Annotated in this window: 23 protein-coding genes; 12 read left to right on the top strand and 11 right to left on the bottom strand. The window is 51.5% G+C overall.

All coding sequences use genetic code 11. From position 1 onward, the window contains the following. Nucleotides 1-28: 28 nt before the first annotated feature. Nucleotides 29-3100, bottom strand: a complete 3072-nt coding sequence (locus EPA93_RS02050) for a winged helix-turn-helix domain-containing protein (RefSeq protein WP_165422808.1) — start codon at nucleotides 3098-3100, stop codon at nucleotides 29-31. A gap of 517 nt (nucleotides 3101-3617) precedes the next feature. Between EPA93_RS02050 and EPA93_RS02045 the strand changes: the two genes are divergently transcribed. Next, nucleotides 3618-4277 carry a class I SAM-dependent methyltransferase gene (locus tag EPA93_RS02045; protein WP_129885438.1) on the top strand — a complete coding sequence of 220 codons (660 nt, stop codon included), beginning with the start codon at nucleotides 3618-3620 and terminating at the stop codon, nucleotides 4275-4277. A gap of 158 nt (nucleotides 4278-4435) precedes the next feature. Here the strand turns inward: EPA93_RS02045 and EPA93_RS50225 are convergent, their stop codons facing one another. Both EPA93_RS50225 and EPA93_RS02040 read right to left on the bottom strand, forming a co-directional pair. Next, nucleotides 4436-4564, bottom strand: coding sequence for a hypothetical protein (locus EPA93_RS50225; protein WP_277988713.1), 129 nt, complete (start codon nucleotides 4562-4564; stop codon nucleotides 4436-4438). 16 nt (nucleotides 4565-4580) lie between these two features. Continuing rightward, complete coding sequence (locus EPA93_RS02040; protein ID WP_129885437.1) at nucleotides 4581-5888, bottom strand: GNAT family N-acetyltransferase; 1308 nt, start codon at nucleotides 5886-5888, stop codon at nucleotides 4581-4583. Between the two features lie 328 nt (nucleotides 5889-6216). Here EPA93_RS02040 and EPA93_RS02035 point away from each other — a divergent pair, with 328 nt between their 5' ends. Next, complete coding sequence (locus tag EPA93_RS02035) at nucleotides 6217-7035, top strand: class I SAM-dependent methyltransferase (RefSeq protein WP_129885436.1); 819 nt, start codon at nucleotides 6217-6219, stop codon at nucleotides 7033-7035. A gap of 80 nt (nucleotides 7036-7115) precedes the next feature. On the opposite strand, the gene EPA93_RS02030 is transcribed toward EPA93_RS02035, so the two are convergent. Then, nucleotides 7116-7469 carry a hypothetical protein gene (locus EPA93_RS02030; protein ID WP_129885435.1) on the bottom strand — a complete coding sequence of 118 codons (354 nt, stop codon included), beginning with the start codon at nucleotides 7467-7469 and terminating at the stop codon, nucleotides 7116-7118. Nucleotides 7470-7834: 365 nt separating this feature from the next. Between EPA93_RS02030 and EPA93_RS02025 the strand changes: the two genes are divergently transcribed. The 6 genes from EPA93_RS02025 to EPA93_RS02000 all read left to right on the top strand — a co-directional run bounded on the left by EPA93_RS02025 (nucleotide 7835) and on the right by EPA93_RS02000 (nucleotide 13817). Then, a complete protein-coding gene (locus EPA93_RS02025; protein WP_165422807.1) occupies nucleotides 7835-8842 on the top strand; it encodes a HAMP domain-containing sensor histidine kinase in 1008 nt (335 codons plus the stop codon). Beyond that, a complete protein-coding gene (locus EPA93_RS02020; protein WP_129885433.1) occupies nucleotides 8839-9495 on the top strand; it encodes a response regulator in 657 nt (218 codons plus the stop codon). Before EPA93_RS02025 ends, EPA93_RS02020 begins: the two co-directional genes overlap by 4 nt. A gap of 88 nt (nucleotides 9496-9583) precedes the next feature. Beyond that, a complete protein-coding gene (locus EPA93_RS02015; protein ID WP_129885432.1) occupies nucleotides 9584-10792 on the top strand; it encodes an acyl-CoA dehydrogenase family protein in 1209 nt (402 codons plus the stop codon). A 309-nt stretch (nucleotides 10793-11101) separates the two neighbouring features. Next, nucleotides 11102-11815, top strand: a complete 714-nt coding sequence (locus tag EPA93_RS02010; protein ID WP_129885431.1) for a hypothetical protein — start codon at nucleotides 11102-11104, stop codon at nucleotides 11813-11815. Between the two features lie 323 nt (nucleotides 11816-12138). Further along, complete coding sequence (locus EPA93_RS02005; protein WP_207229415.1) at nucleotides 12139-12882, top strand: N-acyl homoserine lactonase family protein; 744 nt, start codon at nucleotides 12139-12141, stop codon at nucleotides 12880-12882. Between the two features lie 464 nt (nucleotides 12883-13346). Then, complete coding sequence (locus EPA93_RS02000; protein WP_129885430.1) at nucleotides 13347-13817, top strand: group II truncated hemoglobin; 471 nt, start codon at nucleotides 13347-13349, stop codon at nucleotides 13815-13817. 90 nt (nucleotides 13818-13907) lie between these two features. Here the strand turns inward: EPA93_RS02000 and EPA93_RS01995 are convergent, their stop codons facing one another. The 5 genes from EPA93_RS01995 to EPA93_RS01975 form a co-directional block, all read right to left on the bottom strand. Next, nucleotides 13908-14873, bottom strand: coding sequence for an ornithine cyclodeaminase family protein (locus tag EPA93_RS01995; protein ID WP_129885429.1), 966 nt, complete (start codon nucleotides 14871-14873; stop codon nucleotides 13908-13910). Further along, nucleotides 14870-15907 carry a pyridoxamine 5'-phosphate oxidase family protein gene (locus EPA93_RS01990; protein WP_129885428.1) on the bottom strand — a complete coding sequence of 346 codons (1038 nt, stop codon included), beginning with the start codon at nucleotides 15905-15907 and terminating at the stop codon, nucleotides 14870-14872. The genes EPA93_RS01995 and EPA93_RS01990 overlap by 4 nt, the downstream gene beginning before the upstream one ends. Nucleotides 15908-16016: 109 nt before the next feature. Then, nucleotides 16017-16472, bottom strand: a complete 456-nt coding sequence (locus EPA93_RS01985) for an NADAR family protein (RefSeq protein ID WP_129885427.1) — start codon at nucleotides 16470-16472, stop codon at nucleotides 16017-16019. 183 nt (nucleotides 16473-16655) lie between these two features. Then, the gene (locus EPA93_RS01980; RefSeq protein ID WP_129885426.1) at nucleotides 16656-16910 is read right to left on the bottom strand and encodes a YkgJ family cysteine cluster protein; all 255 of its coding nucleotides are present in this window, start codon (nucleotides 16908-16910) and stop codon (nucleotides 16656-16658) included. A gap of 94 nt (nucleotides 16911-17004) precedes the next feature. Further along, entirely contained in the window at nucleotides 17005-17682 is a 678-nt protein-coding gene (locus tag EPA93_RS01975) for a hypothetical protein (protein ID WP_129885425.1), read from the bottom strand. Between the two features lie 272 nt (nucleotides 17683-17954). On the opposite strand from EPA93_RS01975, the gene EPA93_RS01970 reads away from it, so the two are divergent. Then, nucleotides 17955-18413 carry a hypothetical protein gene (locus EPA93_RS01970; protein WP_129885424.1) on the top strand — a complete coding sequence of 153 codons (459 nt, stop codon included), beginning with the start codon at nucleotides 17955-17957 and terminating at the stop codon, nucleotides 18411-18413. 142 nt (nucleotides 18414-18555) lie between these two features. On the opposite strand, the gene EPA93_RS01965 is transcribed toward EPA93_RS01970, so the two are convergent. After that, nucleotides 18556-19437 (bottom strand): alpha/beta fold hydrolase, encoded by an 882-nt coding sequence (locus tag EPA93_RS01965; protein WP_129885423.1) that lies wholly within the window; start codon nucleotides 19435-19437, stop codon nucleotides 18556-18558. A gap of 22 nt (nucleotides 19438-19459) precedes the next feature. After that, the gene (locus tag EPA93_RS01960; protein ID WP_165422805.1) at nucleotides 19460-19855 is read right to left on the bottom strand and encodes a VOC family protein; all 396 of its coding nucleotides are present in this window, start codon (nucleotides 19853-19855) and stop codon (nucleotides 19460-19462) included. Nucleotides 19856-20062: 207 nt separating this feature from the next. On the opposite strand from EPA93_RS01960, the gene EPA93_RS01955 reads away from it, so the two are divergent. From EPA93_RS01955 to EPA93_RS01945, 3 genes are all read left to right on the top strand, one after another. Next, on the top strand, nucleotides 20063-20908 hold the full coding sequence (locus EPA93_RS01955) for a helix-turn-helix transcriptional regulator (protein WP_129885421.1): 846 nt from the start codon (nucleotides 20063-20065) through the stop codon (nucleotides 20906-20908). A gap of 265 nt (nucleotides 20909-21173) precedes the next feature. Further along, a complete protein-coding gene (locus EPA93_RS01950; protein WP_129885420.1) occupies nucleotides 21174-21614 on the top strand; it encodes a MarR family winged helix-turn-helix transcriptional regulator in 441 nt (146 codons plus the stop codon). Between the two features lie 95 nt (nucleotides 21615-21709). After that, on the top strand, nucleotides 21710-22876 hold the full coding sequence (locus tag EPA93_RS01945; protein WP_207229414.1) for an FAD-dependent oxidoreductase: 1167 nt from the start codon (nucleotides 21710-21712) through the stop codon (nucleotides 22874-22876). Nucleotides 22877-23187 lie beyond the last annotated feature (311 nt).

Genomic DNA, 23187 nt, shown 5'->3' with positions numbered 1-23187 from the left:
GGGCAATTGCCTGTGAACAATGGAACAATTAGAGCAGTTGGAGGTGGCGCGCTATCTCGCTGGCAGCAACGCGATTATTCACGCCAAGCTTTCGGTAGATACTCTGAACCTGGCTACGTACCGTTGTGACGGAAACAACAAGAGTTTGCGCAATCTCAGGATTGGAGGAGCCAGCGGCCAGCAGGCGTAGTACCTTGTGTTCCTGAGAACTGAGAGGCGGTATAAGTATAGAGGAGGCTGGAGAGGCTGTAAGGTGCTGTTCTCTACGTTCGGCATTCGCAGCATGTAGAATGTTGCGCAGGTAAGCGCGCGGCTGTGGCTCGCGGGGCGTGAGTGTTTGCAGAAGGGAAGTCAGGGCTTCTCCCTCATCAAGGAAAAGACGCATATAGCCTTCAGCCTGGGCCTGGATCAGGGTTGTCCGCAGGAGTTCGCTAGCTTTAGGTCTTTGCTTGTGCTCGGCGTAAGCCTGGGCCAGAAGTACCTGGATCTCTAGTGCGCTATGGATGTGCTCCATAGCGTGTGCCGTCTGCAACTGGCGTTGCAGCATCTCTATGGACTCCTCAATATTCTTCTCCATGAGAAGTAGGCGTGCGATAAGGATCTCTTCTCTCGCCTGGTAACGCTGCGGTAATTCTCTTGAGTGCTGCCCACGATTATTGAGCCAGCGATGTACGGCTGAGAAATCTCCTAACATGAGTTGCCAGCGTGCCTGCCAGAAAAGAACATCGTGAGTGAGCAGTGGCAAGTCGTGCTGCTGCAGACGAACGAGTAAAGAGGCATAGCGTTGGCCTGCAGAAGCGATATGTCCACATGCAGATTCAAGGCGTGCCTGTAAAAGTTCCGCCTGTATTTGCAGCTCCTCATGGGCCAGCAACTTGCCAATATCAACAGCTTCTCGAACTGCTAGCTCAGCTTCCGCCAGTTCATTCCATTCATAGAGCAGCCAGGCCATACCAATCTGAGCATGGCCTATATCGTTGATATCTCTTTGCTCCCTGGCCCCTCTGAGCATCTGACGATAATACTCGGCGGCCAGGCGTAGTGCGCCTTGTTCAAAGCAGACTTCGCCGAGCAGTGCACTAACGGTGCGCGTAAAGGAACGATTCCCTGAATTCTGGCCGATGGCTTGGGCTTCTTGAAGCGTCTTGCGCGCTATTGTAAGCTTACTAGCGTGATGGGCTTCTTCGCCAAGGATTGCCAGGCAAGCCGCTTGCCATAACGCTTCTTGCCTTGGTTCCAACCAGGCAAGCGCTTGCCGAGCCCAGGTTCCTGCTTCTCTAAGCGCGCCACGCTTGTGGGCAAGGAGCGCGCGAAAGGCAAAAATCTCGCCAAGCTTTGGCAAGTCTCCTTGCTGGCGAAAACGCTCTTCGGCCAATAGAAGCAGCGAATGCAGGTGTTGGAGCTCCTGAGGAAGGAGATAATCGGAGAGTGGCGTGAAGACCAGGGCAAGGGCATAGCTGAAAGCAAGGCGTGGACGTTGCCGGAGCAGCGCTTCAGGCATGCGTTCTAGCCAGCGGCGCAAGGTGTGAAATTCGTTGTTTTCGAGATAGTGCCGTGTATCTATAAGCTTTTCGATGAGTTCGGCCTGATGCACGAAGTTTCCGCTCTTTCCAACTACATCGATGGCCTCTATAAACATACCGTGCTGCTCAAACCACTGGCTCGCCCTGGAACACAATGCATTCATCATACCTTCATCAAGGCGGCGTCGAGCCTCATACTGCATCGCCTCGGCAAACAGGGGATGGTAGCGATACCACTTCGCGACAGGTTCTGACTCGTAGAGCGGCTGCATGAACAGGTTAGCATGAGCTAGCTCGGCAAGAACGCGCTCACTATCCTCGCATCCCAGGATTGTGTTACAGAGAGAACCGCAGAGGCGGCTAAGCATGCTGGTTTGAAGCAGAAAATCTTGAATTGCTTGTGGCTGCGTACTGAGAACCTCGCCAACGAAATAGTCAATCAGGGTCTGGTTGCTGGCCGCGAAGCTCTCAAGAATACGTTTGAATGTTTGCTGGTTTAGCTGTTCTTGTAGCAGCAGAGACAGAAGGTGCAGCCCGGTGGCCCAGCCTTCCAGCAGAGCTTCGCATTGAGTGATCATCTCTGAAGAAAGAGCCAGGGACATGGTTTGCTGGAAGAAGGTGCTTGTCTCCTCTGCCGAGAAGCGCAGATCACTGGCGCGGAGCTCATAGAGCTCATGATGTGCACGCAAGCGCGTCAGGGGAAATGGCGGGTCGATCCGCGTGATGATGAGGATGTGAAGCGAGGCTGGAAGATGGTCGAGGAAGAAAAGCAGTGTCTTGTGGATTTGCGGGGAAGAAATGACGTGATAATCATCGAGTACTAGAATGCCATCGGTTAAGGTAACGGTCAGCTCATTAAGAAATGCTGTGATGATTGCTTCCAGAGAGAATGATCTAAAAGAGAGGTATTGCTCTTGATCATAGCTGGCAAGGGCGGATTGGCCTAAGCCCGCGTACAGATTCTGGCAGGCAGCTATAAGGTAATGCCAGAAACGTAGTGGATCATTATCATCTGGATCGAGATTTAGCCAGGCGTAGAGCGGAAAAGAAGAGGTATTTTCGCTTCCCTTCCGCTCGCTTATCCACTGGCGCACAAGCGTTGTTTTGCCGAAACCAGCCGGCGCGGATAGCAAGGTTAGTTTTCCCTTTCGAGCGGCATCGAGCCTGGCTAACAAGTGCCAGCGCTCGATGAGAGAGGAAGGCTGACGGGGGAGTTGGAGTTTGGAAGCAAGCAGGGGCATTTGATGCTGGAAGGAAAGAGATGCGGCAGCCGGAGCAAATACTGGCGATAATTTACTCGCTGAGGCGTCAAGGAGTTGCGCCAGGCTCTCTAAATGAGCGAAGGAGAGCTCTGCGGCGCGTCCTGCGTACTTTTTGACGACTCGCTTTCCTATACGTCGAAAGGCATACCAATAACCATCTTGTCCGCGTGCGCGCCTCTCCTTTTGCAGATTGATGTGGCCGCATTTTCCCTGGAAGGAAAAAGAGGTGTGCGCGCCTAACCAGGCAGACCAGCGCTCATCTTCCCCTTGCTGCAGGGAAGCGGCTGCGTTACCTTGTTCATACAATATGTACATGCCTTGTTCCTGGGACCAGATGAGTTGCGCTGCAGCGGGCCTGGGCATAGTCTCTTGTTGCGTTTCCTTTGTGTTTCCCAACGGACTGTTCTAAATGATTATATGCCTCGTGGCAAGGAGAGACAAGTGTTTCCCAACGGCCGGGCCTGGCAGCGCGGAAAATCTTGAGCTTTCCTTGCACAAGCGATCACCAGGCTTGCCCACTAACTCTCTAGTATGCTAAGCTAGAAGCTGCAAGCTAAAAGTATATTCTAGAAAATGGTTTTGAGATGAACCGGCATTCCGCACGGTCTCCTAATTAGACCTCTCTCTACTATAAGAGCGAGTTAGCATATAGCCGCTGTGTTGCGTTAACCAGCAGGCTTTTTTGGCTGCCCGTTTCGTCGAAACCTACCCCTGATGACCTTGACGGTGCTTGACGTTATCGATCGTCTTGTGCTGTCTCTGCCCGTGCACCACCGTATTCCATTCTTTTGTTTTTCGACATGTAGTTGGAGCAAAATAATGGAGTACATTCATGGAATATATTAGTGGTAAAAAAATCTTTAAGCTAGAGGCGACCCAGTTTGCGGGGCAGATAAAAGGCTACAGCGAAGTGCTGCTCGATCTCGGCACCGGCGATGGTCGCTATGTACAGCATATGGCTCAGCGTTGCCCTACGCGGTTTGTTATTGGGATTGATAGCTGTCGCGAGCATCTGTTTCGCACCTCACGGAAAGCGCCGCTCAATGCGCTCTTTCTTATCGCGAATGCGGAAATGCTGCCAGGCGAGCTGACAGGCCTGGTTGATTGTATCACCGTCAATTTTCCCTGGGGTAGCTTGCTACAAGGTTTGCTGACCAGCCAATCCAGGGTAGTCAATAGTTTGTCTATGATAGCCAGATCAGGGGCTACCCTGGAGGTACGGCTCAATGGCAGCGCTCTGCAGCAGGTTGGTATAGCGCTAGCCCAGGGCGAGGCGCTTGTTGCGCGGGCACTCGTGGAGGGTGGTTTCGCAGTGAAGGCAACCCAGCGGCTTGACGCTACAGATCTGCGCAATTACCCGACCACCTGGGCCAAGCGGATGGGTTACGGGCGCGAGCCTAATGCGCTCTGCCTACGCGCGGTGGCCCAGAACAAATTATGGCAAACAGCAAGGGACGTGCTAGTTCCTGCCAACTCATCATACGATAAGTAGACTTGACCTGAGCAATCTCAAAGAGGGAGCTTTGCTGCTTCGTAAGCTTAAATCAACGTAGTCTGTTTGCTAGATTGCTCTGTTGATTGGCAAAAGATCAGCGACGAGAGAGCCACCCTGGAGCGATCCGGGGTGGCTTTAACTTTGTTATCGGAGTTCTAGTGGCCAGTTTTAGCGGGAATAGGCTTATGGGCCTCGCCTTGAATCTCCTGCGGAGTTGACGGTTCGCGCGGAACCGAAGGGAACAAGAACATGATCAATAGGCCAATGAGGGCCGTGACGAGCACGCTTCCGATCTCTTTTCTATTGTTTTCTGGCGCTTTTCAAACGATGGTTTTCAAGCAGCTGGATAATCTCGTCACGTTGGAAATGGTGCGCCCAATCCAGCGCTGTGGCCTGAAACACAGCGTCCTTGATTTCCAGGTCGTTGGGAACAGTGAGCAGTAGCTTGACCAGCTCAAGATCGTCGCGCTCAATCGCGATATGGAGCGGAGTTGCCTGCCATTGTCCTCGCTGCAAATTCACAAGTTCTGGCTGTGTCGCCAGTAATCCTGGGATCTGGTCTTTCCAGCCGAGATCCCAGGCGGAGAGAATATCCAGGGGGGCGCCATGCGCGACAAGCCAGGCCGCAGCGGCGGGCTGATGGCAGCGAACCGCGATATCTAGTGACATCAATCCTCCAGGCAACGTTTCGTGGAAGATCCTCTTTTCGAGGCGGTTCCCGATTGTGTCAAGAATAGGAATCTCGCCTTGCCCTACAGCTTCTAGAAATCTCACCTCATCTGTGCTAGGAGCGAGCGCCGCGAGTGTTTGAGATGGGAGAAGCCAGGTATCTGTGTAGCCCATCGACTGAAAACCTACACGCCGGTACACGGGTTCTCCCAGAGGCGTGGCATTGAGTACTACGTGATGGCATCCCATTTGTTGCGCAAGCTTGCAGGCCGCATGGGCTAGCGCCGTCCCGATTCCTTGCTTGCGCGCTGAAGGAACCACGCCCATGGCAAACAGGCCAGCTATGCCCCATTGGCCCATTGTGAAATTAAGCATACAGCGCCCCACGATTTGCTGATGCTGGAATGCTAGCAGAGCCGGTGAGTGCTGCGGATAGGCGTTATGCAGAGCCGCCAGGTTTGGTACATCCTGTGGATCGTAGTAGGGGAGATCATCAACTTCCCAGGCCAGCTCGTTCTCGCTGACCCGGATATCGAGGTTGGCAGGGCGATTATGATGCGGGGAAAGGTGACGAAGATCGCACCACATCCAGTGTGCTTGCCAGTTTGGGGCGAAGCCTCGCGCTAACAGCAGTGCTTCCAGGTCTTTTGGCGGCGCCGGATGCAGATACCAGCAGATTACCTCCTGTAGAGGTTTCTGCTCCCGATACCAGGCCAGCAGATGATCGAGTTGAGTGCCGATCTGCAAGGGATTAACTGAAGCGATGGTCATATGATCTTGAGCTCCCATTACTTCAGCTTCTTGAAAGATATCTTTGTTGCTTGCTCGGGTCAGGCGTTCATAGCAAGTCTGTACGTTCAGCCTTAATGCCTGCCAGCGTTGCTCAAGAGTTGGATCTTCTTCTAAATAGCGCGGTTTAGCTGACGGTATCTTCTCCATGATGATGCTAGCTTTCTTGTCAATGGGCAATTATTGCCCTGGCCTCTTTTCCCATATGCGTAAAAAGTAACCCTTGAGGATGAGCGCCTGAATGCATATCTGGCTGCTTGATGGCAATGAGCCGGCAAGCCCACATCGCCAGGCAATTTTATCCTCTTTTGTTAGTTGGGACAAGCTTTTGCTAAAGCTTATTTCTTTTTCACTTCATTGGCAGCGGTAATTTGCTCATATAAGAGGATCTGTGGTTAACACTTGAGCAGGGAAGCTTGAGAATGAGCTTGGAAAATGTGTAAAATGCATATGTAATTATGAATAGGAGCGAAACGCCATGGATGCCTCAGATCATCTGATCAACCAGGATTTTTGGAATGCCGTCGTACCGCATCATACCTCATCTGCTTTTTATAATCTTGAGGTCTTTAAGGCTGGGGCGACCAGTTTGCTCCCCATTGAGTTGGAAGAAGTGGGCAGCGTGGAGGGGAAGACGCTACTGCATTTGCAGTGCCACTTTGGCATGGATACGCTCTCCTGGGCCCGCCTGGGAGCCAGGGTTACCGGAGTCGATTTTTCGGAGCAGGCTATTGCTTTTGCCCGATCTTTAGCTCAGGAGTTGGGCTTAGATGCAAGCTTCATTTGTGCTGATATCTATGATCTTCCCAATAAGCTCAGCGAGCAATTTGAAATTGTCTTCACCTCGTATGGAGTTCTCTGCTGGCTCCCGGATATCGAAAGATGGGCAAGAGTTGTTGCCGACTTTATTCAGCCTGGCGGCACATTTTATATCATCGACGGCCATCCCTTGACACGTATATTTTCCAGTGATCCGCATGCAACCGGCGCTACAGATCTCAAGGTAGCCTCCTCTTATTTTATGCGTGAGCCTGCAATTGTAGAGGTTCGTGGGAGCTACGCTGATAGTGGGGAGGAATTTCCTCCAAAGAAGATGCTCAACTGGAATCACAGCCTTGGTGATATTCTTAGCGCACTAATTCAAGCTGGCCTGACAATTGAGTTTCTCCATGAGTTTCCTGTAATGCATTGGGCACCCTTTCCATTTCTAAAACAGGGAGAGGATCGCCTCTGGCATTTCTCACAGGGTGACCCTCAGCTACCTTTGTTGTTTTCAATAAGGGCTACGAAAGGATAAATAACTGCCTTGATTTTTCCTTTTTAATGAGATGGAAATTTCCATATATGAACCTGGTATGGCCAATCTTCAGTCTATGGCTAAAGTGAGCACAGAAGTTGTAGGCGCCGAAAGCTTTCAATCAATTGCCAGAGTGAAGCTGTTCGCGCATTCTGCCTGATAAGCACATATACTGATGACCCATCTATACTTACCTCAGTGCTGAAGGTGGGATGGGTAATCCCTGCTGGCTCCTCTATGAGCAACTTGCTCTTTCCACGCCCTAAAGAGAGAAGCGCAAAACCAGTATCGTGGGTCTGGGGATAGCGCGTCAGGAGAAGCAACGTCTCTGGTAATGGTGTCCATAAGGTAGCAGACAAAGATGGTTGGACCCATCCAAGCACTTTGCGACCAATAGAAATCTCGAAATGGCGATATAAATCTGTATCAAACACCCTACATTCACCCTGCACAAGCCAATAGAGCCGTTCCCCATCCTCGCTCCAGCATAGTGTTCCTGAGAGGGAGAGACGGCTTCAATATATTGTTTAGCGGGGATATCTGAACATAGTTCCCTCAAAAGTAGCAGCGAGCATCTCCCCCTTAAAGGCGATCCTTTGTTCTAATATTGTATGTTATACTGTAGCAGCGATGTCTTCAGAAAGAAGCATAGCCCGATAAATATTTCATCTTATAAAGAGAAAGATTTCGCGCGATGCTCAACTGGTTTTCTCAGCGGCACCCGCACCAATTGTCTGAAAATGCACATCCTGTTCCTTCAACCTTATCTAGCCTGCGAGTGCGTCTAGGATGCACCTATGTGTGGACAAATCTGTTGTTGGGCATAACATTCCTGATCCTTACCTTAGTGATTAATTGGTTGAGCGATTGGCATCCTTATCCCTTTATTGTAAATCATATGGGTGCATGGTTCGTTAGCTTTCTTCCTATTGCCGCTATACTATTTGGTGCTTCTTTGCTCCTCTTCGCTCTGCTAGGGGGATTGTTTGGGCTTATGACATCTTACCGGCTTGTACGACGCCTGGGAAAGCTGGCGCGGGCAACCGTTACCGTTGCAGATGGAGACTATGCAATGCGCGTTCCTGTACAATTCAAAGATGAGTTAGGAGTGCTTGAAGCGCAATTTAATCTTATGGCCCAGCGCCTGGCTGAGAGCCAGATGCATGAACGGGAGCTGGTTGCGCAGAATGTACGCTGGGAGGAGCGAACCAGGCTTGCTCGTGAACTACACGATACCATTTCACAGAACCTCTTCTCGCTGCGGCTGCTGGCTGAGGGCATGAAAACTATTCCCCTGGAGCCCGGCGTGTATCGGGAAAAGCTTGCGCTTGTGGGGCGGACTGCTGAGACCATCACGCGAGAGATGCGCGCCCTTCTGCTAGAATTACGCCCTATGCAATTGGAAGACCTGGGATTGAAAGAAGCTCTCGAAGAACTGGCACTTATGTATCATACGCGTCTCGACCTGGCTATTGTTACCGATCTTACAGAACTTTCTCTGTCAGAACAGATAGAGCAAGCTCTCTTTCAAATCGCTCAGGAGGCGATTTCTAATGCGGTACGCCATGCGCAGGCAAGCTGGATTAGCCTCAAGCTGACTGCCGAGCAAGAGGTTGTAGCGTTGTATATTCAGGATGACGGGAAAGGTGTCGATCCTCTCACAGAAACAACCAATTATGGCCTGGGGTTGCGTTCAATACAGGAGCAGGTTCGTGAGCTCAATGGAAGTATACGGATTCAGAGTGATCGCCTCAGGGGAACATGTATTCTGGTATGTCTGCCCTACAAGGAGAAAAACAGTTTATGATTCGCATTGTTATCGTAGATGATCATGCCATTGTCCGTGAAGGATTGCGCTTTCTTCTCAGTCAGCAGCCAGATATGGAAATCGTCGGCGAAGGGGAGGATGGTCTCCAGGCCGTGGAATTGGCTCGTAGCCAGCTTCCTGATGTGTTGTTACTTGATCTGTTGTTGCCTAAAATGTATGGCATTGAGGCCATCTGGCGCATCAAGGAATTTAGCCAGGAGACCCAAATTTTGATCCTGACCTCATATCACGAAGATCGACAGATCTTTGGGGCTATTCAAGCCGGGGCCCTTTCCTACTTGCTCAAGGATACCCAGCCGGTAGATATTGTTGCTGCTATTCGCCTGGCTGCAAAAGGAGAGAGCACCTTGCATCCTCAGATTGCCAGGCGTGTATTCCACAAGGTGCAGCCGCCGCCCCAGGCGCTCGACTCCTTGACGACGCGTGAGCGTGAGGTCCTGGTGGAGATCGCGCACGGTCGCTCAAATCGTGAGATAGCCGCGCATCTCAATTTAGGAGAGCAGACAGTCAAAACCTATGTCTCAAATATTTTCATGAAATTGCAAGTGACAGATCGGACGCAGGCAGCTATCTATGCTTTGCAGCAACATCTTGTACCTCTAGAGAATTTGGATAATCAGGGGCAATACTAGCTAGATGTGTATGATCACATAATATGTTATACTATTCATCGATTTTGTGACGCATGCAAGCGTCGATTCTTTTAGGAAGAAGGCATGGATGACTTTTCACAATTACACATTTCCCTCCGAGCTTCTGCAACTCGTTCTGAAAAGCGCGGAACTCCGTAAGCAGTTTGCCCAAACTTCTGCCTCTGTCGATAAACGCGGGGAAGATCCCGCGGAAAATCTTGAGCTTATCTGGAGATCTGGCCTAAATGCATTGAGCGTTCCCCAGGCTTATGGCGGCCTGAGCAACGGACTCGTAGGATTTGCCTTTGAGGCTCTGACCGAAACCATTATCAATATTGCCGCTGGCGAGGGGAGTACAGGTCAGATCTATTTTGTCCAGGCTCTGCTGGCTCGTCAGTTGTTCTCTCCCTATATTGATCTGCCGGAAACTACGCGCCAGCAACTTGCCCATGAAATTTTACACGAGAATGTTCGCCTGGTTTCTTCTAATGCGGAGGCTGGCAGCCAGGCTCCTGCTATCTCGCACCCTGTCGCGGGCGGGATAGTTCTGCGTGGCACGAAAACGTTTAATACGGCAAGCGGCGGTGCGCGCTATGCGGTTGTAGGCCACAGATTAGAAGGAGCTGAGGGCTTTCATATTGCCCTGGTTCGCCTGGATGATCCTTCGGTCCATTTACATAATGATTGGGATAACATGGGTCAACGTGCTACGGTGAGTCAGACGATCACCTATGATGATGTTTTTGTCCCCGATGGCTGGCATGCTCCTCTCTCCTCTCATGTCCAGGCCCTTCTCGGTGTAATGGGGTTTGTTATGCATGGAGCGCTGTTATTAGGAATCGGACTGGGCGGCTTTGATGCAGCACTTAACTATGTGCAAACGAAGCAGCGCGTGGTTTCGTCGGGAGCAAAATTAACTTCTGAGGACCCATTGCTCCGCTTACGCGTTGGAGATCTATCGATAGTTCTGGCTGCTGCCCAGGCTCTCCTACGGGAAGCTGCCCGTGCAGTTGAAGCTTTTGCGGATGGCGACGATGTAAGCGCTCTTTTGATCCATGCATCGCGCGCCAAGGTGGCTAGCATTGAGGCTGCTTTGAAGGTGACAAATGACCTGTTCGAAATAATAGGTGCTCGCGGTACCGCGAGTAGCTATCGCTTTGATCGCTACTGGCGCGATGCTCGCACGTTTTCGGTAGCTCTTCCCACCGATTTGCGGCGCCTGGCTGTGGGGGAGTATGAGCTTAATGGTCAGGCTCTTGCTATGAATTTCGCCCAGGCTTTCCAGGGCCGAATCTAGCTTCCCTTTGCTAAACATCCTTTGGAGCGTCCGTGCCCTCTAATAGCCGGCTGCGGGCGCTCCTCTTGCCTATGAATTTCTTATAGTCACGACTGGCAAAAAGGGCTTTTTTCAGGTATACTGAAGAGGAACAGAGGCGACCTGGTTTTATTACTTATAGCTTATTCTGTTGTGTATTGCGCTTCTCTTTGTTTTTGTATGGTCAGGCTAGCCATCTCCTCAACCAGGCTAGAATCATTTCCCGGCAGCAGTCGGTATTTCAACGCTATATCGTCTTGTCTATCTTGCTTCACAGACAGGAGTTTTGCTATGCCGACCACTCCCTTAACTGAGCATGGCGTCCCGCGTAGTGCGTTACGTTATCGTCCCCTCCAAACAGAGGAGGTAGGCGAGCTTATCCCGCCGTTTGTACGTGTTTCCCGGGCCTCGCGCTTGCAGCATAAAGCCAGAACAAAGAGAATTGCAACCGAGATAACGGCGGACCCGCTGCCAGCAGAGAGCGCTCGAACTTGCTCGCCTCGTTCTGCCAGGAGGCCTACGTACGAGGATAAGTCGCGGCAATCCCTGCTTTCACGACTGCGGATACCAGGCGGAGAACGTATAGCTAAACCGCAAAGGTCCCTTGCCTTTATGCTGGGTATGCTAATGACGCTCTTGTTGCTTTTGCTGAGCCTGCCTATCCTGGCCTGGAGCCATACGCTCTGGAATGATTTGCACTATGGACGTCCGCGCACCTTTCAGATTGATGCTTTTGTCGGACATGAAACGGGTAAGGAACCCAGCCATTTTATTGCCTTGAACTTACACGGACGATTGGAAGTGATCGAGCTTCCAGGAGGCGATGCCGCTCATGCCCGTATCTATGCAGGTCCCCAGCTTAGTGGACCCTCGGCCGATCTCGTACCGGTAACGCTACAGTTCGTATCCACAGCACATAGCCGCCAGCCCAACATGATTATGCATTTTGGTGATGGCCAGCTCATTTTTTACAACGACCAGGGTAGCTATCATCCAGCCAATTAAAGTTAATGGTTTCCAAACATGCGGTGGAGTATTGCATAGAGGCAAGCACTTCACCGCTTCCCTTATTCCTCCTCTCCCTGCGCATGAGCTGAACTGGAAGATGACAGATGGCCCAAGCACTCTTCATGGAAGTTTTTCCAGGCGTCAAAGAACAAGCGCAAGATTTTCCTAGATAATCTCTAGCCAACTGGCTATAGTAGAGGCACGTCTATGGGGTGTGCAGAGGTGCTGCCCCTTGAAGACTGGCTGTGCATCAGCGAGCATACCAAAAACGAGAACAGCTGATTGATCAAGAAGCTGTTGGCACATGAAGGAGTACTATCATGCAAACCATGACCTCTTCTTTTCCTTCGCGACTGTATCTCCTGGAACTGGCTCACCTTGAAGACAGCGGGATCCCCTTCCCAGGATATCTGGTTCAGACCAGCGACGGGACTAATATTCTCATCGATACTGGTTGGCCACAAGAGAGGATTGGGGCCTACAAACAGCCCGGAGGCACTGGCCTCCATATGGACGAAGCGGATTTCGTAGTGCATCGGCTGGCAACCCTCGGGCTGAGGCCGAGCGATATCAATGTGCTGATCTGTACCCATCTTGACCCGGACCATGCAGGTAATCATGACGCCTTTCCAGAGGCGGAACTTGTGGTGCAACGCGAGCATTATGAATTCGCGAAAGCAAGCTCTGACTCCCGCTTTCTGGTGAATCGGCAGCACTGGGATCACCCATCTTTGCGCTATCGCCTGATCGATGGAGATATGCAACTCCTGCCGGGTATTGACTTGATAAAGACGAGTGGTCACTGTCCTGGCCACCAGTCTGTGCTGGTGCGTCTCCCGGAGACCGGCCCGGTCCTGCTCACCATTGATGCGATTCCTAGTCAGGCTGATCTTGATCCTGAGCAACGGGCCCTGAGTCCTTATGACATGGACGAAGCTGGGGTTCGGGCCAGTACGCGCAAACTTGTCGAGATAGCTCGGCGTGAGCGTGTTACCTTGATCATTCATGGCCATGATCCAATCCAGTGGAAAACGCTTAAGCGAGCACCTGACTACTACTTGTAAGTTCACTACTTCAAGGCTTTGGGTGCGAATGAAAAGCTGAAGCCCGCTTAAGCAGGCCCCAATAGTGAAACGAGAGATGACATTTCTCTTCTATGCCTTCTCTACTTCGTACAAGATATGAGCAACTTCTTGAGCATGAGCTGAACCGGAAGATGACAGATGGCCCAAGGATCGCTGTATGGAAATTTCTCCGGCTATCAAAGGGCATGCGAGCGCCCAATCGCAAGATTTTCCTCTATTTGTTTGCGGCACTGATCATGCCTAGCAAATGGTTCAGGTCTTCTAAATATTGCTAGAATGAAGGACCTCAGCCATGGTTGAGCCCTCTTGACCTGTAATAATTACCTGCTCGATTCTGTAGATATTAGCAGTGACAAAACATTTTCTATGGTACATACTAAGGTAGTGGAAAGAAACAAGTAAGAAGAGATAACCTTAGTGTTTATCTGGTAAGGAGTATATTTATGGGTGAAGAGAAGCAGATACCGAATCTTTATGAATGGGCGGGAGGAGAGGCAACCTTTCAAAATTTGACGGCAACCTTCTACGGCAAAGTACTCGACGATCCGCTTTTGCGCCCGCTCTTCATAGGGATGGCGCAGGAGCATCCTAAGCGTGTAGCCTGGTGTCTCAGCGAGGTCTTTGGTGGCCCCAAGAACTATACAGAGCAGCGTGGTGGCCACCGCCATCTCCTTGAGGAGCATCTTCATCGCCATTTGAGCGAGCAGCAGCGGGCGCGTTGGGTAAGTCTCTTGATGGAGACAGCCGACGAGATTGGCATGCCCGCTGATCCCGAGTTCAGGGCTGCCTTTGTAAGCTATATTGAGTGGGGAAGCCGTATCGCCCTATCTGTCTCGCAACCGGGCGTTGAAATTGGTGAGGATCTGGACCCGATGCCCAGCTGGGATTGGATTGTCAAGCCTTCGGTAGAATAATTGCCACGAAGCAAAGCTATGGCAGTCTGGCTGATACGTTGTGCCCGCAATTATTGCTTATATATGGAGCAACGTATCAGCAAGTAGTGTTCAGGCGAGGAAATCAATTGATTGAGCTCCACGCTCACGAAGCTGCTGATAGATATGCCAGCAGACAGCTAAGTCCTGAAAGGCTAGCCCGACACCTCCATAGATAGTGATTTGCTCAGCTATGCTGCGTCCCTGGCGCGTGCCGGCGATGATCTCGCCCAGCTCTGCATGGATCGCCTCAGCTCCCAGGCCGGCGCCTCCTATCGCGCCCATGGTTACGGCCAGTTCGCGATCATCGCAGACGAACAACCCTTGCTCAATCACGCTAGCCTCGACCTCGCATTTGCCCGGCTCGTCGGGTCCCAGGGTCGTAATATGCGTACCTGACTGAAGCATGTGGCGCATAATAAAGGGGCTGCGGGACCAGGTAGCGCTGATGATAATTTCGGCATCCTCGATGGCATCCTCAAGCGTGGAAGCTACTTCAAGTGGGCAGGAAATGGCTGTCTGCATATGGTGGGCAAATTGCCTGGCCCTTTCCTCCGATAGATCGTAGACGTGTACGTGAGAGAGCCTGCGAACGTGGGATAGGCAGCGCAGTTGCAACTTGCCCTGTGCACCTGCGCCGATGATCGCCACCCGGCTCGCGGTAGGACGGGCCAGGATATCGGCCGCTAGCGCACCTGCTAGGCCTGTGCGCATGGCTGTAATCGCTGTGGAATCCATAGTCGCCAGCAACTGACCGGTTTGCAGGTCGTGGAGCAGGATAACTCCCTGAATGGCCTGAGATTGCTGGGGAAATTTCGCGTGCACTTTTACCGTGTAAGCAGGAATACCAGGTATCAGACCAGGGAAGAGGAGCACTGCGCTTGCTGCTTGTTCCCCTGGCAGCGGAGTACGGGCGCGTTGGGCGGAAATTGTGCGTTGGGAGGAGTAGGCGCGGAATGCCTCCCGTAGAGGTGGCAGGAGCTCACTGATCTGGAGTAATGGCTCAATTTCTGAGCGTGTCAGTAATATGGTTGTCATGGTATTCCTTTGCTAGCCTTCGTATGCTGAAGGCGGACTTTGGGAACAGGCTGCCTACGAAGCCTGGCTTCTTCTTGTAGGCGGGGAGCCAGAAAGCGGCCGCTGTTGAGAAAGTGAAGCGTAGCCTCCACGCGCGAACCAGGGAAACTCCAGTCCGGGAGCAAACGCTCGATGGTAAAGATAGCCTCCCGCTCGTTGTTGCTGCTGACGTAGCCTACAAAAGATTTATTCTCCTGACCATAGAATTTGCGCGGGTGCGTATGGAACGTCAGGCAGGCCGGTCCCTCATTAAGCGCTGGCATTCCTGCAGGCACGTCCAGCCGGAAGCCTTCCTGGCTGAGTACAGCGTTCTTGACCTGAATGGGGCTGGGAAAGCCCTGGCTATTCACTGTAGTTAGCACGGGAGATCTCAGCGCTTGTAAAGCATGCAGCGCCGCCGGGCGCCATTCGGTAGGCGTTGGCGCGCCGCCCGCTATGTGATGCTGGGGTCCTGGATCGGATGGTGGAGCTTCAAGATTAGCTGGCGCCTCCCAGATTTGTGGAGGGCGCTCCGTATTGCGTGCAGGCCACCAGAGAATGCGCAGTGGAGTAATCTGTATCCAGATGCGCGCGAAGTACCAGCTAAACAATGGCAATAGAAAGGTGGGCACACCGCTAAAGGCCGCATGCGTTTTGGCAAGTGAGAGCCGCACATAGCGATCAGTGTTGGCTTGTAGATCGGCATCCCGTACAGTAGCCTGGCCATAAACCAGTACGACAGGGGCAAAATCCTGCCCGGTGACATTATCAGCGAAAAGCAGCGCTACTTTAGGATTATTCCGCGCTCTCTCCGCCTTCGTTGGCGAGGTAAGGCCTGTGGAAACATCAATAGTCTTTTCGTCATCGCTCATATATGGGATGAGCGTATTGGTAACAGGTCTTCCCTGGCGCGTCAGTGTAGCAAAAGAACAGGTGAGGGTCTGCGTGAAGACGGGGAGAACGATGTCTGGCCAGTTTTGCGGATTGCTTACGATTGTCAGGAATGGCTCTGTCATCTAACCTCCGCTTCTGGAAATCCCTGCCCTGGAAGATAGCGCGGCAAGAAACGCTCCTTACTATTTTGCTCAGTTAGCCTGAAATGAAGTTTCGCGTAGTTTTGTACTGCTATGCGCTGGCGGAATTGGCCTGCCGTAAGATTGCTCGTGCCTGCATCAGAATCTGCCCCAATTTATTCTTTCCGCTGCCATCTGCTCCACAGCCCCAATAGTAATCACCAGGTGAATTTTCAATGAGTTCTTCTTCTCCCGTGGAGAGCAACAGGTCCCGCAATTGCTCATGGGTGGTAAACTTACGCAAGACAGCCTGGAGCATAATGTTATCCTTCACCTGCTCCCAATCGTGGCGCAGAGGATAGCGGTGCTCGCGTCCCATGTCGGCGGCCTGCTTGGGAGAAGACGCATTGCGAATTTTCTCGGCATATGTAGTGCCGGCAAATTTCTGGGCCTGGAAGTAATGCTCAACCGTGGGCCACCATTTGCCATCCATCTCGATGCCATGGTGCGAAAAATTAGAAAAGCAGCCGTAAGGTTTCTCCAGGCGGGAATAAAAGAGAATAGACATGGCCGCTTGATCTCCTTTTGATACTATTGAACTAATCTAGCTCTTTATGAGTATAGGAGCGAAAATCATCTAAGTCAAGCATATACCGTGGCCGTGGCATAGCGCTGAGCCGCAGGTATATCAGAGCTGTCCCCTCTCCACTGCCCAATTGCGTTAAGCAGAAGTTGACCATGACACATATATTCATGGACGAGTCGCTCTTTCAACGCGGGCAAGCCAGATGAAGGCTTCGCGGGCTGAATGGCCGCACATTTCCTCGGATGGAGATAAGAGGCTGCAGACAGCCGGGCGCTCAGGCTTGCCAAAGAGCTTACAGCGGTTGTTCTGGGTTAAATGGAGGCAACGCACGCCTGCGGGTTTTCCATTGGGCATGCCCGGCATGGGGGACGAGATCGAGGGAGCGATACAGCAGGCTCCGCAACCAACTCGGCATTCCATCTTCTCTGCCTTTTACTTATACTATTGAACGGCTGCTCTCTCTGACTATCTTAGCAGAAAAGAACTAAATTTGCACAGCTGGATGTTGCTACCTTTAATCCTGGCCTGGAGTCTGTCGGGGCTTATTGGTGCGCGTCGGCTTGCCACGAGCCGCCAGATAGCTGTCGAACTGGCCTGGGGTACGGACTCCATGCTGTAGAACTGCATCATAAATATCTGTACTATAAATGTCACGTCGGTAGGTAGGGAGCCGAAACCAGATATCTTTGATCCAGAGAATTGCCTCGCGCGTCTCTTCTGTAAGCTGGCGTTCAAGAGCTTCATGGATCGGCTCGGGATGTAGACCTTCGCCTAGCCAGAAAGAGATATCAAGCTTCCATTCGTGGCCGTCTGTACTGTTATAGAGTACTGCAAAGTAGTAGCGCTCTGCTAACCCGGCTAAGCTAAAAGGTCCGCTTTGATTGAAATAACTCACTTCCTTGACGCCAGGATGGATGTAGAGAGAGCGCATAAAATCATAGGCACGCTCGATGCTTAAGGCCGGGCTGGAAATGGCGAGGTCAATATCACGCCAGACCATCAGTCCCAACTCGGCACTACCCACCTGGCGCAGCGTCCCGGCCTGACTAAGTAGCTGAGTAATTTGTAGTTCGGCCAGCACTCTCCGGGCCTCTTTTTGCAATTCGTGTTGATGCTTCAATAAATGTTCTCTCTGCTCCTTCGTTAAGCATTCTTCAGATGGAGCAGATGTAAAGTTATGTTCGTGTGCCATAGATTAGCTTCTACTTTCGGTGAACTTGTCGGGATAAGAAATCAGTTTGCAAAAATATAATCGCGCTATAATACTCTTTTCCCTTTCGTGCGTCAATGTAGGCCAGAGATCAGCTAAGCTTCTATGCGCCTGGGACAGGTCTGCCCGTCAGGCATAATTTTCCTATTGACAATAACTTTTTGTCTTATGTCTCGTATTCTGAAGCAGGAGCGACGTGATAGCCGTATGAGGACGTAAAGTTAGAAATTCAAGACAAGAAAGGTACTAATATAATGCAAGAAGTTGATCAGCCTGTACCGAAAGATCTTATTATCACAGCGTATTGGCCGCAGCAAAGAGGAGAGCAGGCAATTGGTTATGGTATGAGTAGAGAATATTTGCTTGTGCAGATTTTAGGGACAGCCATACCTCTCGGGCGAGAAATATTCTGGTTCTTTGCTCCACGGGTGCGGCCGGCCAAAGGTCTGCTCTGGTTCTTTGCTCCACGCAAGAACCAGGACCAGCCCAAAAAGCCTGGCCTGCACATCTCTCCGCTTATGGTGCTGAGCCTGGCCCTGGCCATTTTCCAGATCATTCTATCTATCCGTGGCAGCCAATCTCTTGGCTACTATCAGCTTGATGGACAGGGCAAACCTTTACGTTTTCTTGCCAAAAAGCCCCCTGAGAGCATTCAGGGCCAGAAAGGCACAGATCTGGCGGGCTTTCTGGAACGGGAGAGCAGTCATGCCTAAATAGCCTGCTGGATAAGCTTCTCTCTACACAGGAGCAAGATATTTCAGCCTTCTATCTTCTCTGCAGCCTGCAAAGGACTTGATACTGGCTCACCGCCAGTATCAAGCAGTGTTAAGAATAGAATGGCCAGCCAGGGAATATTTAGCTTGCTATTCCCTGGATAAAATCGAGCAAGGCGCGTCGTCCTTCTGCCGAATATGCAATTGGATTGTGGCCTACGCCAGGGATATTCTGTAGGTGTGCCCCAGGAATCAGCTCAGCCAGCTCTTGACTCCAGGCAAGCGGGGCTACGCGATCATCATCGCCGTGCAGGACAAGTGTAGGGCAGCCAACCTGGCGAGCGTAGGCTGATAGGTCATCTCTCATATAAGCCTGCATGGCGCGAAGCTCTAGCGCGAAGTAGCGTACGCGTTCGTCAGCTGAGAACGCTTGAGCCTGCTGCGTAAAGCGCTGTTGCTCTTCCTGGAATTCCTCAAATTCTCCCTGAGCTCGCGCTTCAGCCGCGAGCCAGAGCGGCCCGAACGAGGTTTCAATGCCCGCTGGTCGTTGCTTAAAGGCCGCCTCAGCTCCGTCTTGCTCAAGAGTTGTAATAAGCTGGCGGATGAGATCGTCAGTCTGCTTGTCGTCTGCAAACAAGTCGAGGCCGGTGCCATCCAGGGTGAGAGAGAGAATACGGTTTGGATAGAGCGTGGCATAAACCAGGGCGATTGGCCCTCCAGCCGAACTGCCAATGACGTGTGCTGCAGGAATATGTAGTGTATTGAGCAGTTCGACAAGATCTCTTGCCTGATTCTCTAGATCATAGCCTGAAGATGGCCCGGATGAGCGGTAGCAACCGCGCCGATCATAAGTGATAAAGTGGAGCGAGGAAGCCAGCTCATTTTCCCAGGTCAAGTGCCACTCAGAGAAATCGTATAGCGTTGAAGCCAGACTAGGATAGCCACCGTGAATATAGATTGTTGAAGCTCCCTTACCGGCTGCTTGATAATAGAGATCGACGCCATTGAGATGCGCATAAGGCATATGTTCTTTTTCCTCTTTCTCTTTAGTGCTTCTGGGCCGTGCGATAATCGCCCTGAAGAGTCGTCAATTCTAGCAGATTGCCAAAGGGATCGCGGCAGAAAAAACGAGGCCGGAAGGGAATCGCTTCGCCCTCGATGATGAGGACATGAGCCTCCTCTAGACGCCGCCGATAATTTTCTAGATCATCGACTGCCAGACAAATGTGCTGATCATTTTCTTGGGGACGCTCGATATCAGGTACAAAATGCAGCTCTAGCTCGCCTTGACCTACGACGAACCAGACAAGTTGAAACTGGGCGAGCGATGCTGGTGGCTCTTTTTCTTCCAGACCAAGGAGATGACCATAAAATGTGCGCACAGCTTCCTGGCATCCAGGAGGAATAAGGAGGGAAACATGTTGCAAGCTTGGTTTTGTCATGGTTAGCAATACACCTTCTTCTCGTGAATGTAGCAAGGCTGGGGACAGATCACAGAGAGGCATGAAAGTCGCCCGAAGCTCATATGAGCCGTTTCATTACTTCATTCCCTCGCCTTCGTTTCGCAAGTATGGCGCACCTTGAAGAGTTGAACAACACCCGAATTTAGGCTAGTATAAAAACTATTACCCTGAGGAGAGGAAAAGCTGATGAATGATGGGGAGCGCCGGGCTGAATTGGCGCACTTTTTACGGACACGGCGGGAGCGTCTCAAACCTTCCCAGTTTAACCTCCCAGACGGAGGAAGGCGACGTACGCCCGGACTGCGGCGAGAGGAACTTGCTCAACTGGCTGGAATTGGGCTTACCTGGTACATCAAGCTGGAACAGGGCCAGGATATTCAGGTCTCTGCCCAGGTCCTGGAGAGCCTGGCCCGCACGCTCCAACTGACTCCTGACGAACGGACGTATCTCTATGTGCTGGCACGTGAGCAACTTCCCTTACCCACGCAGGGTTCGCTTCCACAGATCAGTCCTGAACTACAAAACGTTCTTGACGCGTTTCTACCGGGCCCGGCTTTTGTAATCAACGAGCGCTTAGACATCATCGGCTGGAATCGAACTGCGTCGCGGGTTTTTGCCGATTATGCAGCCCTGCCCACCTGGGAGCGTAATCTGGTCTGGCTGATCTTTACTGATCCGGCCCAGCGAAAGATCTATGTGCAGTGGGAGGAAGCGGCTCAGCGTATCCTTGGTCTCTTTCGGGCTAGTGGAGCGCAGCATGCAGATGAGGACTGGTTTATCCAGCGTAGGGATCAATTGATGCAGGCCAGCTCACAGTTTCGTATGTGGTGGATACGACATGATGTCGGCGAGGAGCGCCTCAAGCGTAAAGAGCTTGTGCATCCCGTTATGGGTCTCCTGGTTGTGCAGCCTATGAGCCTGGTAGTAGAGGATGATCCGAATTTGACGGTCTGTCTGTATACTCCGCTTCCCGAAGAGGAGACAGCAGACAAGTTGACCCGACTGGCGCAGGAGCCTGAGCACGAGCCCTGATGCTAAATTATCTTCAATGTGCAAAGTTGTTCCCATGGAAATTCAACCTTGGTTTACCAAACAAGTGGAGCTCTTCGTTTTTAGCTCTTTTTCCGGCACTGATAAGCTTGGGGCGCGACCCTAATGTTTCCCTCCTCAGGCGGCTCAGGCATGAGAACTGGAAAATCCTGGGCAAGAGAAGATCTTGACATCCTTGAGTGGGAAGCGTAAACTCTAAATTAGTTAAACCTTTAAGTAATTTAGAGGGAAGGAGCGAAGCTGGCAAATGGCGAATAATGATGAGAGGATCAGGCTGTATATGGGCCGGATTAATCGCTGGACGATGCAGCTTCTGGATGCGCGGCTTCAGCCCTATAATATTACTCATCAGCAGGCACTACTTATTCGCTTCGTGACCTATACGCAGCGGGAGAAAGGAGAAGCTATCTGCCAGAAAGATATAGAGGAGGCGTTTGAACGAACGGGAGCCGCTATAACCAGTCTTTTGCAAGGGCTGGAACGCAAGGGTTTTATCACGCGTCGTCCCGATCCTACCGACGAGCGAAAGAAATTGGTCATCCCTCTACACAAGGCTATAGAGCTGATGCAAGAATTTGATGAAGCTTTTCAGGAGATGGATGAGAAGTTGACGCATAGCCTGAATCCCGAACAGCAGGAAGCGCTCATCCAGATGCTTGAACTGATCATGCAAGATCTAGAAAAGTAGAAGCGCTATTTTTTGCGAATATACTTAAATATCTAACTGTTTAAGGGCTAACTAATTGGAAAGTGTCAAATAGTTTTTAGCTTGGAGAAAAAGAAATGATGACGAAAAAGCAGACTCCACGGATTGCAATCATTGGGGCTGGCCCTGGAGGCTTAACCCTGGCGCGTGTGTTACAGGTTCGGGGGCTTTCGGCCATGGTCTTTGAGCAGGAGGCTTCTCCCACTGAACGATCGCAAGGAGGAACGTTGGATTTGCATCAAGATACCGGTCAAAAAGCCATACGGATGGCCGGTCTTACTGATGAATTTAGAGCTGTGGCCCGCTACGAAGACCAGCGGAGCCGTCTACTCGATAAAAATGGCACTATCCTCCTGGATGAAGATCCGGGATCGGCTGGTGATCATCCCGAAGTGGATCGAACCGAGCTGCGAGCGATATTACTCGACTCGCTGGCTTCTGGCGCAGTGCATTGGGGGTGCAATTTGCGTTCGCTTCGTCCAATGAGTGATGGTTGCCACGAACTGATCTTTGAGAATGGCCTGCGCGAAACCTTTGATCTAGTGGTTGGGGCCGATGGAGCCTGGTCTCGTGTGCGTCCATTGCTCTCACAGGCAGTACCGCTCTATACCGGAGTGACCTTCATCGAGACGGGGCTGGATCAAGTCGATGAAGAGCATCCTGCCGTCGCTCAACTGGTTGGGCATGGAAGTATGAGCGCTCTGGCTCCTAATAAAGGTCTGTCTGCGCAGCGTAATGGTCATGGACATATAAGGATCTATGTTGCTTTCCGTTGCCCATTCAAATGGGAGACTGAAGCGGGCTTTAATGAGGAGCAGCCTGAGGCAGCACGAGCCTGGTTACTCAAGCAGTTTGCCGATTGGCATCCGAGCCTGCAGGCTCTACTTCAAGAGTGTAACGATCATTTCGTAGTCAGGCCATTGTATATGTTGCCAGTCGGACACCGCTGGGATTTTCATTCAGGAGTGACCTTACTTGGTGATGCCGCTCATCTGATGTCGCCGGCCACCGGCCAGGGCGTTAATCTAGCTATGCTTGATGCTGCTGAACTTGGATGGGCAATCAGCGAGCGCCAGAGCCTTGATGAGGCTATTCATACTTATGAGCAATTGATGTTTCCAAGGGCCTTAGCGGCAAACAGATTTGCCGATGAAAGCCTTAACGTGTTCATCTCTAGCGACGCGCCATATGGAGCACTGACCCATGTTCGTCAGCATTTTATAAGTGGGCAGGCTCTTGATTAGATCCATCTTAAGAAGGGCCAATGATTACCAAAGGCGGGGAAGTACCTTGCTTTCCCTGCCCTGGAGCTCATTTAAACATGGAGCATCTCATATTGGGAAGATGACTCGCAAAGAGATCCCTACGAAACTAATAGTATGATCTATCTTTTTCAGCCCCGAAGGCACCGCCCAAAGGGGCTGTACAGTTTACGAAATGTCCGTCGAACAGGTAAGATAGAGACTAGGCATATGTATCTGTGCTGATAATGTTGGAAATAGTTTGTGGGACACAGATTATAGAGCAGCAGCATGCAACAGATAGCTTAAAGCGC

This window comes from Ktedonosporobacter rubrisoli (genome assembly GCF_004208415.1).
In the GTDB taxonomy this organism is placed as follows: Bacteria; Chloroflexota; Ktedonobacteria; order Ktedonobacterales; family Ktedonobacteraceae; genus Ktedonosporobacter; species Ktedonosporobacter rubrisoli.
This window is presented reverse-complemented; position numbering and strand designations above follow the sequence as displayed.

What these genes read in the sequence shown, in the direction of transcription:
- EPA93_RS02050 (WP_165422808.1), bottom strand. Translation starts at nt 3,100, where the DNA reads ATGTACATATTGTATGAACAAGGTAACGCAGCCGCTTCCCTGCAGCAA.
- EPA93_RS02045 (WP_129885438.1), top strand. Translation starts at nt 3,618, where the DNA reads ATGGAATATATTAGTGGTAAAAAAATCTTTAAGCTAGAGGCGACCCAG.
- EPA93_RS02040 (WP_129885437.1), bottom strand. Translation starts at nt 5,888, where the DNA reads ATGGAGAAGATACCGTCAGCTAAACCGCGCTATTTAGAAGAAGATCCA.
- EPA93_RS02035 (WP_129885436.1), top strand. Translation starts at nt 6,217, where the DNA reads ATGGATGCCTCAGATCATCTGATCAACCAGGATTTTTGGAATGCCGTC.
- EPA93_RS02020 (WP_129885433.1), top strand. Translation starts at nt 8,839, where the DNA reads ATGATTCGCATTGTTATCGTAGATGATCATGCCATTGTCCGTGAAGGA.
- EPA93_RS02015 (WP_129885432.1), top strand. Translation starts at nt 9,584, where the DNA reads ATGACTTTTCACAATTACACATTTCCCTCCGAGCTTCTGCAACTCGTT.
- EPA93_RS02010 (WP_129885431.1), top strand. Translation starts at nt 11,102, where the DNA reads ATGCCGACCACTCCCTTAACTGAGCATGGCGTCCCGCGTAGTGCGTTA.
- EPA93_RS02005 (WP_207229415.1), top strand. Translation starts at nt 12,139, where the DNA reads ATGCAAACCATGACCTCTTCTTTTCCTTCGCGACTGTATCTCCTGGAA.
- EPA93_RS02000 (WP_129885430.1), top strand. Translation starts at nt 13,347, where the DNA reads ATGGGTGAAGAGAAGCAGATACCGAATCTTTATGAATGGGCGGGAGGA.
- EPA93_RS01995 (WP_129885429.1), bottom strand. Translation starts at nt 14,873, where the DNA reads ATGACAACCATATTACTGACACGCTCAGAAATTGAGCCATTACTCCAG.
- EPA93_RS01990 (WP_129885428.1), bottom strand. Translation starts at nt 15,907, where the DNA reads ATGACAGAGCCATTCCTGACAATCGTAAGCAATCCGCAAAACTGGCCA.
- EPA93_RS01985 (WP_129885427.1), bottom strand. Translation starts at nt 16,472, where the DNA reads ATGTCTATTCTCTTTTATTCCCGCCTGGAGAAACCTTACGGCTGCTTT.
- EPA93_RS01980 (WP_129885426.1), bottom strand. Translation starts at nt 16,910, where the DNA reads ATGGAATGCCGAGTTGGTTGCGGAGCCTGCTGTATCGCTCCCTCGATC.
- EPA93_RS01975 (WP_129885425.1), bottom strand. Translation starts at nt 17,682, where the DNA reads ATGGCACACGAACATAACTTTACATCTGCTCCATCTGAAGAATGCTTA.
- EPA93_RS01970 (WP_129885424.1), top strand. Translation starts at nt 17,955, where the DNA reads ATGCAAGAAGTTGATCAGCCTGTACCGAAAGATCTTATTATCACAGCG.
- EPA93_RS01965 (WP_129885423.1), bottom strand. Translation starts at nt 19,437, where the DNA reads ATGCCTTATGCGCATCTCAATGGCGTCGATCTCTATTATCAAGCAGCC.
- EPA93_RS01960 (WP_165422805.1), bottom strand. Translation starts at nt 19,855, where the DNA reads ATGACAAAACCAAGCTTGCAACATGTTTCCCTCCTTATTCCTCCTGGA.
- EPA93_RS01955 (WP_129885421.1), top strand. Translation starts at nt 20,063, where the DNA reads ATGAATGATGGGGAGCGCCGGGCTGAATTGGCGCACTTTTTACGGACA.
- EPA93_RS01950 (WP_129885420.1), top strand. Translation starts at nt 21,174, where the DNA reads ATGGCGAATAATGATGAGAGGATCAGGCTGTATATGGGCCGGATTAAT.
- EPA93_RS01945 (WP_207229414.1), top strand. Translation starts at nt 21,710, where the DNA reads ATGATGACGAAAAAGCAGACTCCACGGATTGCAATCATTGGGGCTGGC.